Source organism: Geobacillus sp. PLS 41, from assembly GCF_056494105.1.
Genome location: NZ_CM151395.1, coordinates 2141713 through 2157774, shown reverse-complemented (window position 1 = coordinate 2157774; position 16062 = coordinate 2141713). Strand labels below are relative to the sequence as shown.

Sequence of the window (16062 nt, the reverse complement as noted above, 5' to 3'; positions counted from 1 at the left end):
GCCGTTACGACCGGATCGGCTGGTGGACAGTGACGAGTTTCGTGCCGTCCGGAAACGTCGCCTCGACTTGAATCTCGTCGATCATGTCAGCGACGCCTTCCATCACATCATCGCGTGTCAAAATCGTCGCGCCGTATTGCATCAACTCCGCCACCGTCCGCCCGTCGCGGGCGCCTTCCAACAGCTCATACGTAATGAGCGCCACCGCTTCCGGATAATTCAGTTTCAATCCTCGTTCTTTCCGGCGGCGCGCCAAATCGGCGGCCACGACGATCAACAGCTTTTCCTGTTCGCGCGGAGTCAGTTTCACTCATCTCTCCCCCTCTTGAATGCTCCCACCTATACTCGCAGGTTCAAGAAATCTCTCATCGCTAACCCGCGGCCTGTGGCTTAAACAGCAAGAAATGATTGAATATAAGTCAAATCAGCCCCATCGACATCCCCCTTCGCCACGACAGTGCCGCGATCCAAAATATAGAAACGATCGGCACAAGAAAACGCCAGCTCCACGTTATGTTCGACCAATACGATGCCAACCTGTTTTTCTTCGGCGATTTTCATAATCACATCATGAATCAACTCAACGATCGATGGCTGAATGCCTTCCATCGGTTCATCAAGCAAGAGCAGTTTCGGCCGGCCGGCCAACGCGCGGGCGATGGCCAGCTGTTGCTGCTGTCCACCGCTTAAATCCCCTCCTTTTCGCTGGCGCATCTCTTTTAGGACTGGAAATAATGCATACATTTCCTCAAGGATCGGCTGAGGACGGACGTTCTCGGCCTGCGCTTCCAACCCGAGAAGGATATTTTCTTCCACTGTCAGCGCGGAGAAAATTTCCCTCCCTTGCGGCACATAGCCGATCCCCGCTCGCGCCCGCCGCTCCGGCGGCCATCGCGTGATATCTTCCCCCTCCCATTCGACGACGCCTGACATCGGGCGAATCAACCCGATGATCGTTTTCATCAACGTCGTTTTGCCGACTCCGTTTCTGCCCAACACCGCCGTCACCCGGCTGAGAGGAATGTCCATGCGAACTTGATCGAGCACAACGCTTTCGTCATAGCCAGCGGTTACATTCCGGAGGCATAACACGCGTTTTTCCTCCTTCCAAGATACACATCGATGACTTGTTCGTTTTGCTGCACCTCATCAATCGAGCCTTCGCACAATACTTTTCCTTCATGCATGACCGTCACTTGCTTCGAATAACGGCGGACAAAGTCCATATCATGCTCCACAATGATCACCGCACAATGTTTGGCGATTTCGTGCAGCCATTCCCCCGTGCGCTCCCGCTCCGCCGCACTCATGCCGGCGATCGGCTCATCCAATAGGAGGAGCTGCGGACGCTGAATGAGCTGCATGCCGATTTCCAACCACTGCTTTTGGCCATGAGACAGTGAGCCCGCTAAGCGATGACGTTCATCGAGCAATCCAATTTTCTCTAGCTGTGCTGCCATCATTTCTTTCTCTTCTCCGGTCAACTTCGCCCGCAAAACGGAACGCAGACGCCGATCTTGTCGCATGGCTAACTCCATATTTTCCCATACCGTCAAAAACGGAAAAATGGAAGGGCTTTGAAACTTCCGGGCGATGCCTATTTGCACGATCTCGTATTCCGGCCGTTGCGTGATGTCATGGGAGAAAAACAGCACTCGGCCGTCCGTCGCTCTCGTCCGCCCGCAAATGACATCGAGCAGCGTCGTTTTTCCCGCTCCGTTCGGGCCGATCAAAAACCGCACTTCATGAGGGTAAACCGCGAGATCAACACCTTGCAAAGCACGAAATCCATCGAAGTCAACGACGACGTCACGACACATCAACACGGGCTTCACGTTCATGCCCCCTTTTTGCTTTGATGCGAACGGCAGCGAGCGATTCATAAATGCCCGCCAATCCTTTCGGAACAAACAGCACAACAACGACAAACAAGGCGCCTAACAAAAGCAGCCATAGATCCGGATAATTTTCGCTTAAAAAGCTTTTCGCCGTGTTCATGACAATCGCGCCCATAATCGCGCCCATGAGCGATTGGCGTCCGCCGACAGCGGCCCATAACACCATTTCGATCGAAGGAATAATCCCCATCATCTCCGGGGAAATGAGCCCGACTTGCAGGACAAACAACGCCCCAGCCACTCCGGCAAAGGCGGCTGACAAACTATACACAAACACTTTATAGACGGTCGGATTGAATCCTAAAAAACGAACTCGGTTTTCCGCGTCGCGAATCGCGATGAGCACCTTCCCCAACCGTCCGGACGTCAAGCGGCGCGCCGCGACGAAAATGAGAGCGAGACAGGCCGTTGTCAGCCAATACAAAACGATTTGGGTGAGCGGCGATGACAGCGAAAAACCAAACACGGTCGAAAAATTGGTCAAGCCGTTCGTTCCACCCGTCCATTCTTGCTTGCCGATAAACAACGTAACAAACACGACAACAACCGCCTGGGAAAGGAGAGAAAAATAGACGCCTTGAATCCGATTTTTAAACGTGAAATAGCTTAATAGCGCAGCGAGCAACGTAGGAAGAGCGATCGCGGCGGCGATGGCCACCATCGGATGCGCAAACGGCTTCCAAAACCACGGCAGTTCGCGCACGCCGCTCCATTCCATAAAATCAGGCAAATGCCCTTGCGAAGCTTCGAGCTTCAAATACATCGCCATGCAATAAGCACCCAATCCAAAATACACCCCATGGCCGAGGCTCAAAATGCCGGTATAGCCCCAAATGAGAGAAATGCCGACCGCCACGATGGCAAAGCAAAGAAATTTGCCAAGCAAAGACAGGCGAAACTCCGTTAAATAAAATGGCGCCAAAAACAAAGCGGCGAAAAACAGCCAGTATCCCCAACGTTTGTTCACGATGCTCCCTCCCCTCAATCGAGCGACCGCGTTCTCACGCTAAGAAGACCGGACGGTTTCCATTGCAAGAACGCAATAATGAGAACGAACACAATGACTTTGGCGATGGTGGCGCTTGTGGAATATTCGACGAACGTCGAAATCAAACCAATGCCAAACGCTCCCAGCATCGTCCCAGCCAGTTTTCCCACTCCCCCTAAAATGACGACCATAAACGCATCGACAATATAGTACGTGCCGATCGTCGGCCCAATCGGCCCAAGCAAGGTCAACGCACATCCCGCCACCCCCGCCAATCCTGAACCGATCGCAAACGAGTAAGCATCGACCTTTTGCGTGGCAATGCCGAGGCAGGCTGCCATCGACCGGTTCATGGTGACAGCCTGAATGCGTCGGCCAGCTCGTGTTTTCATTAAATACATATAGAGAAAGAAAACGATCGCCAACACAAGGCAAAGAATAAACAACCGTTTATACGGAAACACTGCCCCAAACAAGCGGATTCCGCCATCCAGCCAGCTTGGCGGCACAACCGCCACGTTGGGCGCCCCAAAGATGAGACGGGCGGTCTGTTGCAAAATCAAACTGATCCCCCATGTAGCCAACAAACTGTCCAACGGACGGCGATACAAATGGCGGATCAAACTTTTTTCCAGCCCCCATCCAAGCAGAGCGGCTGCCAAAAATGACAATGGAATGGCGGCGACAAAATACAGCCCTGCCGAGTGCGGCATATGGCTAGTGAACCATTGCTGGATGACATAGGTCGTATACGCTCCGACCATCATCAGTTCACCGTGCGCCATATTGATGACGCCCATCAATCCAAAGGTGATCGCCAACCCAATGGCGATCAAAAGCAAAATCGAACCGACGCTCAGCCCGTTGAATAATTGGTCAATAAACATCGCCGTCCCCCCTCTCATGTCCGCTGGGCGAGAAGGAAGGACATGCCTTCCTCCCCATGCAACTATTCACTTAATCCTTTCCCCCATGGGTAGCTCTTTAAATACGGATCCGGCTTCACCGGCTGACCGGAATTCCATAACTCTTTGAATTGTCCGTCCGCTTGGATTTCACCAATGCGCACCGTTTTCCATAAATGCTGCGTTTCCCCGTCAATTTTCACCGTTCCTTCCGGCGCCTTGTATTCAAGGCCGGCCGCCGCTTTTTTCACTTGATCCACATCAAAGGAGCCGGCTTTTTTCACTGCTTCGGCCCATAAATGAACGGCTGTATACGCCGCTTCAATCGGATCATCGGTCACGCGGTCTTGTCCATACTTTTCTTTATACTTTTGTACAAACGCCTTATTTTCCGGTGTATCGGTCGTCTGAAAATAGTTCCACACAGCCAAGTGACCAGCCAACACATCCGGCCCGATCCCGCGTATTTCTTCTTCCGCGATACTGACGGACATCACCGTCACGTCTTTCGGTGTGATGCCAGCGTCTTTCAACTGTTTGAAAAAGGCGACATTGCTATCGCCGTTGAGCGTATTGAAGACGACAGCCGGTTTCACTTGTTTGATTTTGCTGATAATGGTGCTATAATCGGTATGGCCGAGCGGCGTATATTCTTCCCCGACCACTTGCCCACCTTCGGCCTTCAACTGGGCCTTGATGATTTTGTTCGCTGTCCGCGGAAAGACGTAATCCGATCCAAGCAAGAAAAACGTCTTGCCGCGGTTTTTCAAGAGCCAGCTGACCGCTGGAACGATTTGTTGATTCGTCGTCGCTCCAGTGTAAAAGATGTTCGGAGACGACTCCATCCCTTCATATTGCACCGGATACCAAAGCAGCCCGTTGTTTTGCTCCACAACCGGAAGCATCGCTTTGCGGCTCGCCGATGTCCAACCGCCGAAAATGGCGGCCACTTGATCTTTTTGCAGCAGTTTTTTCGCCTTTTCGGCAAACGTCGGCCAGTCCGACGCCCCATCTTCCACAACCGGTTCAATCTTCTTGCCGAGCAGCCCGCCCGATGCATTGATTTCCTCAATGGCCATTAACTCGGCATCGCGCAGCGACACTTCACTGATGGCCATCGTCCCGCTTAACGAGTGAAGGATTCCTACTTTGACCACATCCCCTTCTTTGCCAGCCGAAGATGAATCATTTTGATTCTCGTTTTTGGCTTGATCCACTGCTGATGACGCCGCACATCCCCCAAGAGCAAAAACACTGACGCATAAAAGCAGCCATAATTTCCACATGAATGCTGGTTTCATTCGCACACCCTTCCCCCTATTCATTTGAAACATCGATGAATTCCTGCCCCTCGTTCATCTAAAAGAGCGCATCCCTCCCTTGTTCCTCAAAAGCGATGCATGTTCTCCACGTTGAGGATTTGTTCTTGATTAGCAGTATAAGGCCCACGTTTCACGGACTCAACATATTTGTCATATTTTATTACATATTTTTGTTATATTTATTATCAATCATCTTTCGACCAATCAGCCAGCTCGAAAAACAAAACATGCCCCAAAAAGGCACACATGCACCTTTTTGGGGCAGCGTTCATTTCACAAGCGACAAATCCACTCCAATGACCCCGACAATTTGACCGTTATGATCCCTAATGGGAGCGGACACCGTGACGCAAAGATGTTTCGTCAATGCCGATACATACGGATCGGAAACATACACTGTTCCTCTACAAGCTTCCTGAAACCACGACCGGACTTTGGCGTTGACCAATCCGGCTGGCGGGTTCGAATACACAAACGTGCCATCAAGACGATTCGACCAGACGGCCTCAATTTCTCCGTTCTGGGATAAAAATTGGTCCAACACTCGTCGGTGCATGGCCTCATCCATTTGTTCCAACGGAGCTGACTGAAGCAAAGCCGATAATTTATGAATCGTGTTTTTCACCACCGCATCATCTACAGAAATCGTTTCCCTCATCCAATCACGCCCGACCGTTTGTTGCAGCTCCTCCGCTGTCTTTTGCAACGCTTCGTTAATGCGTAAAATCTGTCCGACGCTCTCGTGCTGTTCGTTCATATCCGCAGTCACTCGCTCGACAAACCGTTGATTTTCCCGGCTCAATTGCACGATTTCTTCAAGCAGGCCGGCGATTTCTTTCACGCTGTCCGACTGTCCAGACGCCGACTGGACAGAAGAGGAGACGAGGTCCGTCATATCATTCAGCTGCCGCTGCAACGAATGAAGGAACGCCATAATCGCTTCCATCTCTTTTTCTTCGACATCGATTTGCTTTGTTTCTTCGCGAACGATATCGGTCGTCGCTGCGATTTCGCGTTGAATGAGCGACAAAATGTCTTGCGTTTGCTGGACGGCTTCGGACGTTTGGCTCGCCAGCATGCCGATTTCGCGCGCGACGACCGCAAACCCGCGCCCATGTTCTCCCGCACGAGCCGCCTCAATATTGGCATTGAGCGACAAAATTTTCGTTTTCTGCGAAATCTCGCCGATCGCTGATATAATTTCATTGATGCGTCGCGAATGATGAACGAGATGGTCCATTTGTTCCAATAACGTTTCATGGTGGGAGCGCAGTGTTCGAATTTCTTTTTGCAACGTCTCCAATGAATTCCATGAATGCAGCCAATGTTCGGAAAACTGCTGGCTGCTCGCATACATATCACGCGAAGATGCAGCGATTTCCCTAGCCGCCTCCTCGATTGTTCGCATTTTGTTCGCCACTTTTTCCGTATACTCCACCGTTTTCTCGCTATGGTCCATCAGCTCTGCCGCACTATTCCGGCTTGAATCGGAAATGTCATTCAGCGAAAGTGCCGCCATCTTCATCTGTTCCATCGCTGCTTTGAGCTGATCAACCGCCACAACAATTTGCCTTGCAATTTGTTGCGGTCCTCCCTGCGTTTCCTCACGTCGAGGCTGATCCAGTTCGCGCTTTATTTTTCGTTCCGCACGTCTCGCAAAAATCAACAGGCGTCACTCCTTATGTCATTTTTTATTACATAATTATAATATAAAATATAACAAAAGGACATATAAAAATAAGACGCCCGTTCTTCTAAAAACGAGCGTCTTGCCTGGAAAAGGCTAGAGAACCATATTCAATAACAAAATGAAGACAAACGCCACCACCGAAATAATCGTTTCCATGACTGTCCATGTCATGAGCGTTTCTTTCACCGTCATGCCGAAATATTCTTTGATCATCCAGAAGCCGGAGTCATTGACGTGCGACAAGATCAACGAACCCGCGCCGGTCGCCAAGACAAGCAGTTCCATATTCGTTCCCGGCATGGTAGCCGCGATGGGGGCAACGATGCCGGCAGCGGTCATCATCGAGACGGTCGCCGATCCCGTCGCTACGCGAATGAGCGCCGCAATGCCCCAGCCTAACAGGAGCGGAGAGAAGTGCGAGTGTTTCGCCACTTCCGCGATTTGTTCGCCGATGCCGGAATCAAGCAGCACTTTGTTGAATGCGCCGCCCGCCCCGATGACAAGCAGGATGTTCGCGACCGGGCCGAGGCAGTCGTTGGCAAATTTCAAGACAGCGTCGCGGTTGAAGCCGCGGGCGTAGCCTAAGCTGAAGAACGAATAAACCGTCGCGATCAAGAGCGCAACAATCGGGTCGCCGATAAAGCGCAACACTTTCGCCGCTTCTGACTTTTGATCAAGCGTCACGTTTGCCACAGAGGCAATCAACATCAAAATGACCGGAAGCAAAATCGTGAACAGCGTATTGCCAAAGCCAGGAAGCTCACGTGCTTCTTTATGCTGCACAAGCTAATGAGCAATAATAACACGATAATAGCAGCAACAACAATGGCGATTTCCATCACAAGCTCCCCCTTTATCTTTGAGATAAATCGATTTAGTGAACAAAGCAAACGTTTTCAGATCTTTGAAGGAAAGGGCTAAATCGATTTAGCGCCCGATCATAGCCAGCTAAATCGATTTAGTCTTCCTCCCTTTCCCCACTCCGCCGCTGAAACGCAGCGATGATGTCAAATTCCTCTTTCAATCGCTCATACAAGCGGGCATACAAATCAAACAGTTCAGCGTAAATGAGCGTATGTTCTTCCTTCGGCTCATGGCGGGCCGTTGTGTCGATCCACGTTTTCACCGTTTCCAGCGACGGCAGCTCGCCTAACGCGTAAAGCGCCACCGCAGCCGCCCCCAGCGCCGACGCCTCGTGCGTCTGCGGCACGATGAGCGGTTTGCCGAGCATATCAGAAAGCATTTGCCGCCAAAACGGCGACTTGGCGAATCCGCCCGAGACGCGGATTTCCGACATCGGCCCCGTGACATCGCGAATGGCTAAAGCGACCGAGAGAATGCTGAAGCAGACGCCTTCCATGACAGCGCGGATGAAATGCTCGCGCTTATGATGAAGGCCAAGGCCAAAAAACGTCCCACGCGCGTTCGCATTCCAGTACGGCGCCCGCTCGCCCGACAAAAACGGCAAAAACACAAGCCCTTCCGCCCCCGGCGGGACGCGTTCCGCGTATTTCGTCAACAAGTCATACGGATCCATGCCGAGCTTTTTCGCCACTTCCCGCTCGTGGGCGCCGAACTCGTCGCGCAGCCAGCGAAGCAAAATGCCGCCGTTGTTCGTCGGTCCGCCGACGACCCAATAGCCGGGCGTCAACGCATAACAAAACGTCCGCCCTTTTTCATCGGTCGTCGGTTTTGCCGCAATCGTCCGCACCGCCCCGCTCGTTCCGATCGTGATGGCCGCTTCACCTGGGAGCACCGCCCCGACGCCGACGTTGGCGAGCACGCCGTCGCTTGCTCCGACGACAACAGGCACATCCGGAGCGACTCCCATTTTTTCCGCCCATTCTCTTTTCATGCCAGTCATGATATGCGTGGCGGGAACGAGCCGCGGCAGCTGGTCGCGGCGGATGCCGACAAGGGCGAGCGCCTCCTCGTCCCAATCGAGCGTGTCCAATCGGAATAAACCCGTCGCCGATGCCATGGAATGGTCAGCGACATAGTCGCCATACAGACGGTGCAACACGTAATCTTTCACCGACACAAACCGCCGTGCTTGCTGAAATACGTCCGGCTGCTCTTCCTTGAGCCAAAGCAATTTCGATAGCGGCGACATCGGATGGATCGGCGTCCCCGTCCGCCGGTAAATGGCAAGCCCGTTTTGCTCTTTCCACAGCCGCTCCGTTTGAGCCACGCTTCGGTTGTCCGCCCAGATGAGGAGGCGGGTGAGCGGCCGCCCCGACTCGTCAAGCGCCATGATCGAGTGCATCGCCGCGCTTAAACCCATAGCTTTCACTTGCTTAGGGTGGATGCCATACCGGACTATCACCGCTCCGACCACTTGAATGACCGCCGCGAACAGTTCATCGGGATCCTGCTCGGCAAACCCCGGATGCGGCTGGATGATCGGATAGTCGACGGCGTGAGAAGCCAGCACCTTCCCCCGCCCGTCAAACACAACCGCTTTTGTGCTTGTCGTTCCAATATCAATTCCAATGACGACGTCCTCATGAATCGCCATCGTTTCTCCTCCCTTCCTCATGCCTTCTCCCGTCTGATCGCTGTCCTTTCCATCAACACCGGGGAGAAACGAAACACGCGCGGGCTGTCGGCATGATTCGAATCCATTTGTTCAAACACGCGCTCCGCCGCTTTTTTTCCCATCGCAAACGTTGGCTGGGCGATCGTCGTCAACGCCGGTGTATAAATATCGGCAAACGGCACATCGTCAATATTGATGATCGCCAGTTCATCCGGCATACGGATGCCCGTCTCCTTCACAAACCGCAAAACGCCCATTAACGTCAAGTCGTTAATCGCAAACAAGGCGTTCGGCCGCTCCGATTCCATGAACCGCTTCTTCAGCTCCCCAGGCAGCGCGGCAGGTTCAGCGGCGATGACGTTTTGATCGCCGACTTCAAATCCCCTTTTCTCCATGGCCGCCCGAAACCCTTCCAACCGCTCCATCCGCGGCACGTTGTAAGAGACAAGCGGCGGGGTGACAATCGCAATCCGATCGCGGCCCTGGGAAGCGAAATACTGAACCGCCATTTCCGCTGCACCTGCATTATCAAGTAGCACGCTGTCTGCCTCCACTCCCGGCACCATCCGGTCGACAAACACAAGTGGAAACCGTTCCTCGACAAGACGGCGATAGACGTCCTCGTTCTTCCCTGTTGGAAACACGATCAACCCGTCCACTTGCTTCGCCAGCAGCGTATCAACATATGTTTTTTCCTTATCCGGATCATCGCCGGAATTGCAGACAATGACTTGAAACCCGCGCTTTTGGCATTCCTCTTCAATGGCGTGCAGCACTTGCGTTGTCATCATATGAAGCATATTAAAAACAATCACGCCAATGGTCGCTGTCGTCTTTTGCTTCAAACTGCGGGCGATGATGTTCGGCTGATACCCAAGCTCTTCAATCGCCTCGGCGATGCGTTTTCTCGTCTCCTCGCTCATATATTCATAGCGCTTATTTAAGTATTGCGACACGGTGCTTTTCGAAACGTTGGCCAATTTCGCGACATCGGCCATCGTTACTTTTTTCAAAAGGGATCCCTCTCTCGTACTAAATCGATTTAGTTCAAAGCGTTTTCATAAACCGGTTTAGCTTTATTATAAACCAAGTGAAAGCGGTTTACAATAGTTTTGGATTGAAATCCTAAAGCGTCAGAGAAAGTTCGAAAATCCAATGTTCTTCTTCGTTTTCGCACCTTTTGAATCAAAACGTCTGGTCAATCGATGAGTTCTTTGATAAACGGAGAATACATGCGAATGTTCCTCCAATGGGTTGGTTTGGTCACCTTTACCATACAGGAACATTCGCATTTTTTGCACCCTCTATTTTTCCTATGCATACCTATCTTAAAATCTCAAGTACAACTTGTGGTGAAGAGCCGATATTGGTTCATCACCAAAAGATGTACTTGCACCTGCCCATTAAAGTATGGTAGCTGTTTCTAACTGAACCTGCAATGTAAGCTGTAGGGTTTTGACACGAAAGCACATTGTCGTCGATCCCCCCATGATTTTTGCATGATTGGGAGTCGACGACAGCTTGCCCTCGTTTTCATCCAGCGATCGGAAACAACAGCCGGGCCGCATACACAACGCCTGTAACGGTAATGGCGCTCAACAAGGTCGACACCAACACCGCTTGGGCGGCGTAATCTGGGTGGCAGTCATACTCGAGTGCATACAGCGCCGTATTGCGCGAGCACGGATAGGAACTAGCAATGAGCAACGCCTGAGCCGTCACTCCATCAATTCCTAATAGAAAGATCAAAGACGCAGCCAACAGCGGCGACAAAACGAGACGCCCAAACACACTTGCATACACAAGCGGCGGCAAGGCGTTAAAACGGGTGTAGGCGATTTGCGCTCCCAACGTAAAGAGGGCGATGGCTAAAAACGCGTCGGCAACCCGCCGAAGCGGCGTCCATAAAAATGATGGGATTGGGACGTGAAGCCATCGGCAGACCACACCGAACAACAGCGCGTGAAGAACGGGATTTTTCCATATCTCAGCAGCCCATTTCCCACTTTTCCCGTTTCCTGACACGAACTGATACACTCCATATGTATTGGTCAAGAAGTTTTGAAAAATGGTCACGATGATTTGAATCGTCGCCCCGAGCGGATGTTGGTGAAACACCAGCTGGCTGACAGGAATGCCGAAGTTGCCAGAATTGTTCAGCACAACCGTATTTTGAAACACCGCTGCCATACTTCGCTCCAGTTTGAATAGTTTCGCCATGATCCTACTCAAAACCATCAGCCCGCCGTTTTGCAACAGAAGAAACCCTAAGATAGCCGCTAACACCTTTCCATTCAACTCACTGTCGTACACGTTGATGAATGCGACTGCCGGCAGCAGGACATACATGTTCAATTTGGATAATGTATTGAGGTCAAGACGAAAGAAACGGTGAAGCCCTGCTCCCAAGCCGACGATCAGCAACATCGGAATCATGACTTGAAGCAAGATACTCACAAAAATGTACAAGATGTTTTCCCCCGCTTTCTTTATGCATACGGAAGCCGCTATTCTCTGAAACGGATCTCGCTCATCCTCCCTCTAGAAATGTTGATCTATCAAGGCTTTTCGGCCTCTCAGGGGTGTCCAAAAAATATTTTTCGACAAAATCCCTTACATCCTTTTTCAGTTTTGTGGATATCTTACAGACCTAGGGTGCGCTTCGCGGCCACGGCTGGTTATATTTTCCTGCCGCGGGGGGAAGCATATTCGATGCACCCTTTGGATCTCCGCGTCGCTGATGAGGACGAACCCTCCCATGTCTCCGGGCGTCTTCGCGCCAACATTCCCTCGTTCGGTCTCGTCATCAGGCGGAGGCCGGCCAAGCTCCTTTAGGGACTCAAGGTCGAATGGATGAAATCACGCCAGCTTCTCCGGTGTCATCTCGTTGTCCAACGATTCTTCCGTTCGCAGGGGGGAGGCCTTAGGCCGCCCGTTGCACCTGGGACAAGACGTCCTGTTTCATTCGCTCCGCGTCAAACGCTTGTTTCTTCGTACAAATCGCAAACAGCACATTCAACAGCTTCCGGCACAAGGCGACGATGGACTGCTTTCCGGTCAGCGGATTGACGGATCGGGTCGTATAATACTCATGCAGCTCGCGAAACGCCTCGTTATGCCGAATCAGCGGAATCATCGCCCGAAACAGCACCGAGCGCAACCGTTTCCGTCCCCGTTTGGAGATGTGCTTTTGCCCTTTGCGCTGGCCGGAGGAGTTCTCCTTGAGCGTCAGGCCCGCCAACTTCACCAATTGGCGCGGGTCCCGATAATGGGCGAAGCTGCCGATCTCCGCCAGCAGATCGATGATCGTGGCGTCTCCCAACCCGTCGACCGTTTTCAACCATTGGTACTCCATCGTCGTTTGAACCAATGCCTTCAACTCGGCGTCCAGTGCAGCGATCTCCGCCTCCAATTGGCGGTATCGGCGGACGAGCGCGGCGATCTCAAACCGGGCCATCGCTGTCCCTTCCGTCACCCCAATCGAGTCCTTCGCGGTGTTGATCAACGCCTGAATTTTGGCCTTCTGCGGGCATTTCATCCCTTCGCTTTGCCGGTACACCTCAAGAAGCTCCTCCACCGTCCGGCCGGCCATATCAGCCGGAAGCGGCGTCCACTCCAACACCGAAAGCGCCGTTTTCCCCAAGTCACGAAACACGGTCCAAAACTCTGGAAAATACCGATCCGTCCAGCGGACGATCGCGTTTTTCACCGCCGTCTGTTCCTTGCGGAGCTTCTCTTTGAGCGTGCTCCCCACGCGCAAATCGGCTTCAATCTCGTGCAGCAGCCGGGGAACGAGGAATCGTCCGTCTTTTGCCAGTCTGGCAATGACCAGGGCGTCTTTGGCGTCGTGTTTCGTCGGCAGGTTGTCATCAAGTTCTTTCGACCGGCACACATGCGCCGGGTTGACCATGACCAACGGGATCCCGTGCTCCTCGAGGAAGTAGGCCAGGTTCAACCAGTAGTGCCCGGTCGGCTCCACGGCGACGATCACCTCTGACTTCCCGAACGCTTGCATCGCCCCCTGAATCGCTTTATACAGCTGTTGAAACCCCTCTTTCGACTGGAAGATCGGGAACGATTTGCGAAGCACGCGCCCCCGGTCATCCACGAAGCAGGCGTAGTGGGTTCGTTTCGCGATATCAATACCCACGACAAGCGTTTGTTCGGTTACTTGATCAATTTTATAGTTTTGTGTACAATTCATCTGAAGTCCTCCTTGGTATGGTGAGTGATGTGGTTGACACCCCTGCATCATACCAAGAGGGCTTTTTTTGATCAAGTCCCCGGAAAAGCTCCTAACGGGAATGCTCTTTTCTTATAGATCCGCTCTGGACGTCCGACCGATCCATAGACAATATCGGCTAGCACTTGTCCCGTGGAGACAAGGTATTCTAAATATCGACGGGCGGTCGTCCGGCTTGTGCCGATTTGCCGTCCCACTTCTTCCGCCGTCACACCATCTTGACACCGTTTCACAACCATCAGCACTTTTTCAAGGGTTAGCGGTTGGATGCCTTTTGGAAGCATAGGCTGATCCCTAACCGGGGCCTCCCGCCCGATCAGTTTGTCGACATCCTCTTGATCGATCCACTCTTTTTCTTTCATCCACTGCTGCATTTTATCATAATATTCTTTATATCGATGCAAGGTTTCGGCAAATCGATCAAACATAATCGGCTTGATAATATAATCAAACACCCCGCCATGCAGCGCTTGTTTCAAGGCATCCACTTCTCGTGCTGCTGTGATCATAATAATATCGATATTGGAAAAGTGTTCCCGAACCCATTTTAAAAAAGAGAGGCCGTTCATATCCGGAAAATAGACATCAAGCAACAACACGTCGGGTTGCAGCACCTCTGTCAATTCCCTTGCCTCTTCGGCGTTCGTGGCAATGCCGACCACTTCATACCCATTCACTTTCTCGACAAAGCGCCGATTAATTTCAGCGATGCGGCGGTCGTCTTCAATAATAAGTACACGAATCATCCCCCCTGCTTCCCTCCCTCCGAAATATTGATGCATAAAGGTGTAGAGGCCTTTTATGGGAAATGCTTTCTTTCAGCATGGGTTGGCACGGCCCGACCGCTTCGGAATAATGACGGTAAACACCGTTCCCTCTCCTTGTTTCGACTGGTAGGTGATTTGCCCACCAAGCATCGCCAGCGCCTTCTTGACAAGATCAAGCCCATACCCACGGAGGCCGTTGGCTTTGGTCGAAAAGCCGCGGTCGTATATCCGTTCCGCCACATCCGGATCAACGCCTAATCCGTTATCCTCGACCTCAATAATCAAGTCATCGCCGAGGTCGGTCAAAAAAATGGTCACTCGTTTCTCTTCTTTTCCGTTGTGGAGGACCGCTTCCATGGCGTTATCCAACAAATTCCCGATAATCGTCACCAAATGGTCGCGATCGATCCATGGCGGCACATCGCGAAAACTGCTTTCCCGATCAATTTCAAAGGTGATTTTCAGCTCATGGGCGCGGTTGAACTTGCCAATCAGCAGCCCGCCGATGATCGGATCCGGGATTTCTTTCATGACAAAACGAATGATATTTTGTTGTAAGTTCGTTTCTTTCGTAATAAGCTCAAGCGCTTCTTCATACGACTCAAGTTGAATCAACCCAGAGATCAAATACAGCTTATTGGAAAATTCATGTGTTTGCGCCCGCAGCGCATCCGCGTACACCCGGAGCTGGGACAGCTCTTTTGTGAGGCGATACAGCTCCGATTTGTTGCGAAACGTCGATACCGCTCCAATGACGCGCCCAGTTTTATCCTTAATCGGGATTCGGTTCGCAATGACCGTTTCTTCACCTAACACCATTTCATCGTCAAATTCCGCCTGTCCCGTCCGAATGACTTCAGGCAACCTCGAGTGGGGAATAAGCTGTAAGATAGGCATTCCCAATACACCGCGTTCGTTCTCATACCCAAGCAACTTCAACGCGGTTTGATTGACCATTGTAATCGTTCCCTCTTGATTGATGGCCACAATTCCTTCGCGAATCGCTTCTAAAATCGCCTGCTTTTCTTGGTAGAGCAAACCGATTTCTTCCGGTTCAAGACCATGAATCGATTTTTTCACCGTGCTGGCGATCGCCATTGCACCCACCGCTCCGAGAAAGAGGGCAAAAACGGAGAAGAGAAACATCTTCATACGATACGACCATACTGTACGCTGAATATCCTCTAGCAAAAAACCAACCGAAACAATGCCGATCACATGTCCGTTTTCATCAAAAATCGGCGCTTTTCCCCGGATCGCCGGACCAAGCGAACCGACCGCCTCGGAAATAATCGCTTTGCCTTTCAGCACTTCGCCGTTGTCGCCCCCTACCATATGCTTTCCAATCCGATCTGGCAGTGGGTGAGCGTAGCGGATTCCCTTACGGTTGCCAATCACTACGTACTCCGCCCCTGTCTTTCGGCGAATATGTTCGGCAAACGGCTGCAAGCGCACTGACGGATTCGGGTCGCGGAACGCCTCGCGCACGAGCGGAGTCGACGCGACCGTCTCGGCCACATTCAGCGCTCGCATGCCAATTTGTTGTTTGAGCGTCGTCGCAAACATATGCTGAAACAAAAACGTTAAAACCACGATCACCAGCAGCAACAATGAACAAATAATGACCATTAACCGTGTCTGAAGCTTCATAGGGCTCGCTCCCCAAACAGCAAATAAAGAAAGACAGTCCGCCTGTTAGGCGGAACGTCT

Annotated in this window: 13 protein-coding genes and 1 pseudogene; all 14 read right to left on the bottom strand. The window is 51.9% G+C overall.

Going from position 1 to position 16062, the window contains the following annotated elements; all coding sequences use genetic code 11:
- Positions 1-4: 4 nt before the first annotated feature.
- Positions 5-310 (bottom strand): urease subunit gamma, encoded by a 306-nt coding sequence (locus tag ACVX3G_RS10785; protein WP_011231418.1) that lies wholly within the window; start codon positions 308-310, stop codon positions 5-7.
- Positions 311-390: 80 nt separating this feature from the next.
- Positions 391-1092: an urea ABC transporter ATP-binding subunit UrtE gene (gene urtE / locus ACVX3G_RS10780; protein ID WP_479454543.1), complete on the bottom strand. Its 702-nt coding sequence runs from the start codon at positions 1090-1092 to the stop codon at positions 391-393.
- Positions 1071-1835 (bottom strand): urea ABC transporter ATP-binding protein UrtD, encoded by a 765-nt coding sequence (gene urtD / locus ACVX3G_RS10775; protein WP_479454542.1) that lies wholly within the window; start codon positions 1833-1835, stop codon positions 1071-1073. Before urtD ends, urtE begins: the two co-directional genes overlap by 22 nt.
- Positions 1810-2868 carry an urea ABC transporter permease subunit UrtC gene (gene urtC, locus ACVX3G_RS10770; protein WP_025039016.1) on the bottom strand — a complete coding sequence of 353 codons (1059 nt, stop codon included), beginning with the start codon at positions 2866-2868 and terminating at the stop codon, positions 1810-1812. Before urtC ends, urtD begins: the two co-directional genes overlap by 26 nt.
- 11 nt (positions 2869-2879) lie before the next feature.
- Entirely contained in the window at positions 2880-3773 is an 894-nt protein-coding gene (gene urtB, locus ACVX3G_RS10765; RefSeq protein ID WP_318549970.1) for an urea ABC transporter permease subunit UrtB, read from the bottom strand.
- A 62-nt stretch (positions 3774-3835) separates the two neighbouring features.
- Positions 3836-5092, bottom strand: a complete 1257-nt coding sequence (gene urtA, locus ACVX3G_RS10760; RefSeq protein ID WP_025039014.1) for an urea ABC transporter substrate-binding protein — start codon at positions 5090-5092, stop codon at positions 3836-3838.
- 289 nt (positions 5093-5381) lie between these two features.
- Positions 5382-6779 carry a methyl-accepting chemotaxis protein gene (locus tag ACVX3G_RS10755; protein WP_033845417.1) on the bottom strand — a complete coding sequence of 466 codons (1398 nt, stop codon included), beginning with the start codon at positions 6777-6779 and terminating at the stop codon, positions 5382-5384.
- A 117-nt stretch (positions 6780-6896) separates the two neighbouring features.
- Positions 6897-7568: pseudogene (locus ACVX3G_RS10750) on the bottom strand (GntT/GntP/DsdX family permease); the annotation flags it as partial.
- Positions 7569-7761: 193 nt separating this feature from the next.
- Entirely contained in the window at positions 7762-9321 is a 1560-nt protein-coding gene (gene gntK / locus ACVX3G_RS10745) for a gluconokinase (RefSeq protein WP_110107748.1), read from the bottom strand.
- Between the two features lie 17 nt (positions 9322-9338).
- Positions 9339-10355 carry a LacI family DNA-binding transcriptional regulator gene (locus tag ACVX3G_RS10740; RefSeq protein WP_110107746.1) on the bottom strand — a complete coding sequence of 339 codons (1017 nt, stop codon included), beginning with the start codon at positions 10353-10355 and terminating at the stop codon, positions 9339-9341.
- 520 nt (positions 10356-10875) lie between these two features.
- Entirely contained in the window at positions 10876-11811 is a 936-nt protein-coding gene (locus tag ACVX3G_RS10735; protein ID WP_047758647.1) for an AEC family transporter, read from the bottom strand.
- Positions 11812-12265: 454 nt separating this feature from the next.
- Entirely contained in the window at positions 12266-13546 is a 1281-nt protein-coding gene (locus tag ACVX3G_RS10730) for an IS110 family RNA-guided transposase (RefSeq protein WP_012749092.1), read from the bottom strand.
- Between the two features lie 71 nt (positions 13547-13617).
- The gene (locus tag ACVX3G_RS10725) at positions 13618-14331 is read right to left on the bottom strand and encodes a response regulator (protein ID WP_479454541.1); all 714 of its coding nucleotides are present in this window, start codon (positions 14329-14331) and stop codon (positions 13618-13620) included.
- 72 nt (positions 14332-14403) lie between these two features.
- Positions 14404-16002, bottom strand: a complete 1599-nt coding sequence (locus ACVX3G_RS10720; RefSeq protein ID WP_025039008.1) for an ATP-binding protein — start codon at positions 16000-16002, stop codon at positions 14404-14406.
- Between the last annotated feature and the right edge of the window lie 60 nt (positions 16003-16062).

Coding starts and splice junctions, on each gene's coding strand:
- urtB (WP_318549970.1), bottom strand. CDS start 3,773: ATGTTTATTGACCAATTATTCAACGGGCTGAGCGTCGGTTCGATTTTG.
- urtA (WP_025039014.1), bottom strand. CDS start 5,092: ATGAAACCAGCATTCATGTGGAAATTATGGCTGCTTTTATGCGTCAGT.
- gntK (WP_110107748.1), bottom strand. CDS start 9,321: ATGGCGATTCATGAGGACGTCGTCATTGGAATTGATATTGGAACGACA.
- ACVX3G_RS10730 (WP_012749092.1), bottom strand. CDS start 13,546: ATGAATTGTACACAAAACTATAAAATTGATCAAGTAACCGAACAAACG.
- ACVX3G_RS10725 (WP_479454541.1), bottom strand. CDS start 14,331: ATGATTCGTGTACTTATTATTGAAGACGACCGCCGCATCGCTGAAATT.
- ACVX3G_RS10720 (WP_025039008.1), bottom strand. CDS start 16,002: ATGAAGCTTCAGACACGGTTAATGGTCATTATTTGTTCATTGTTGCTG.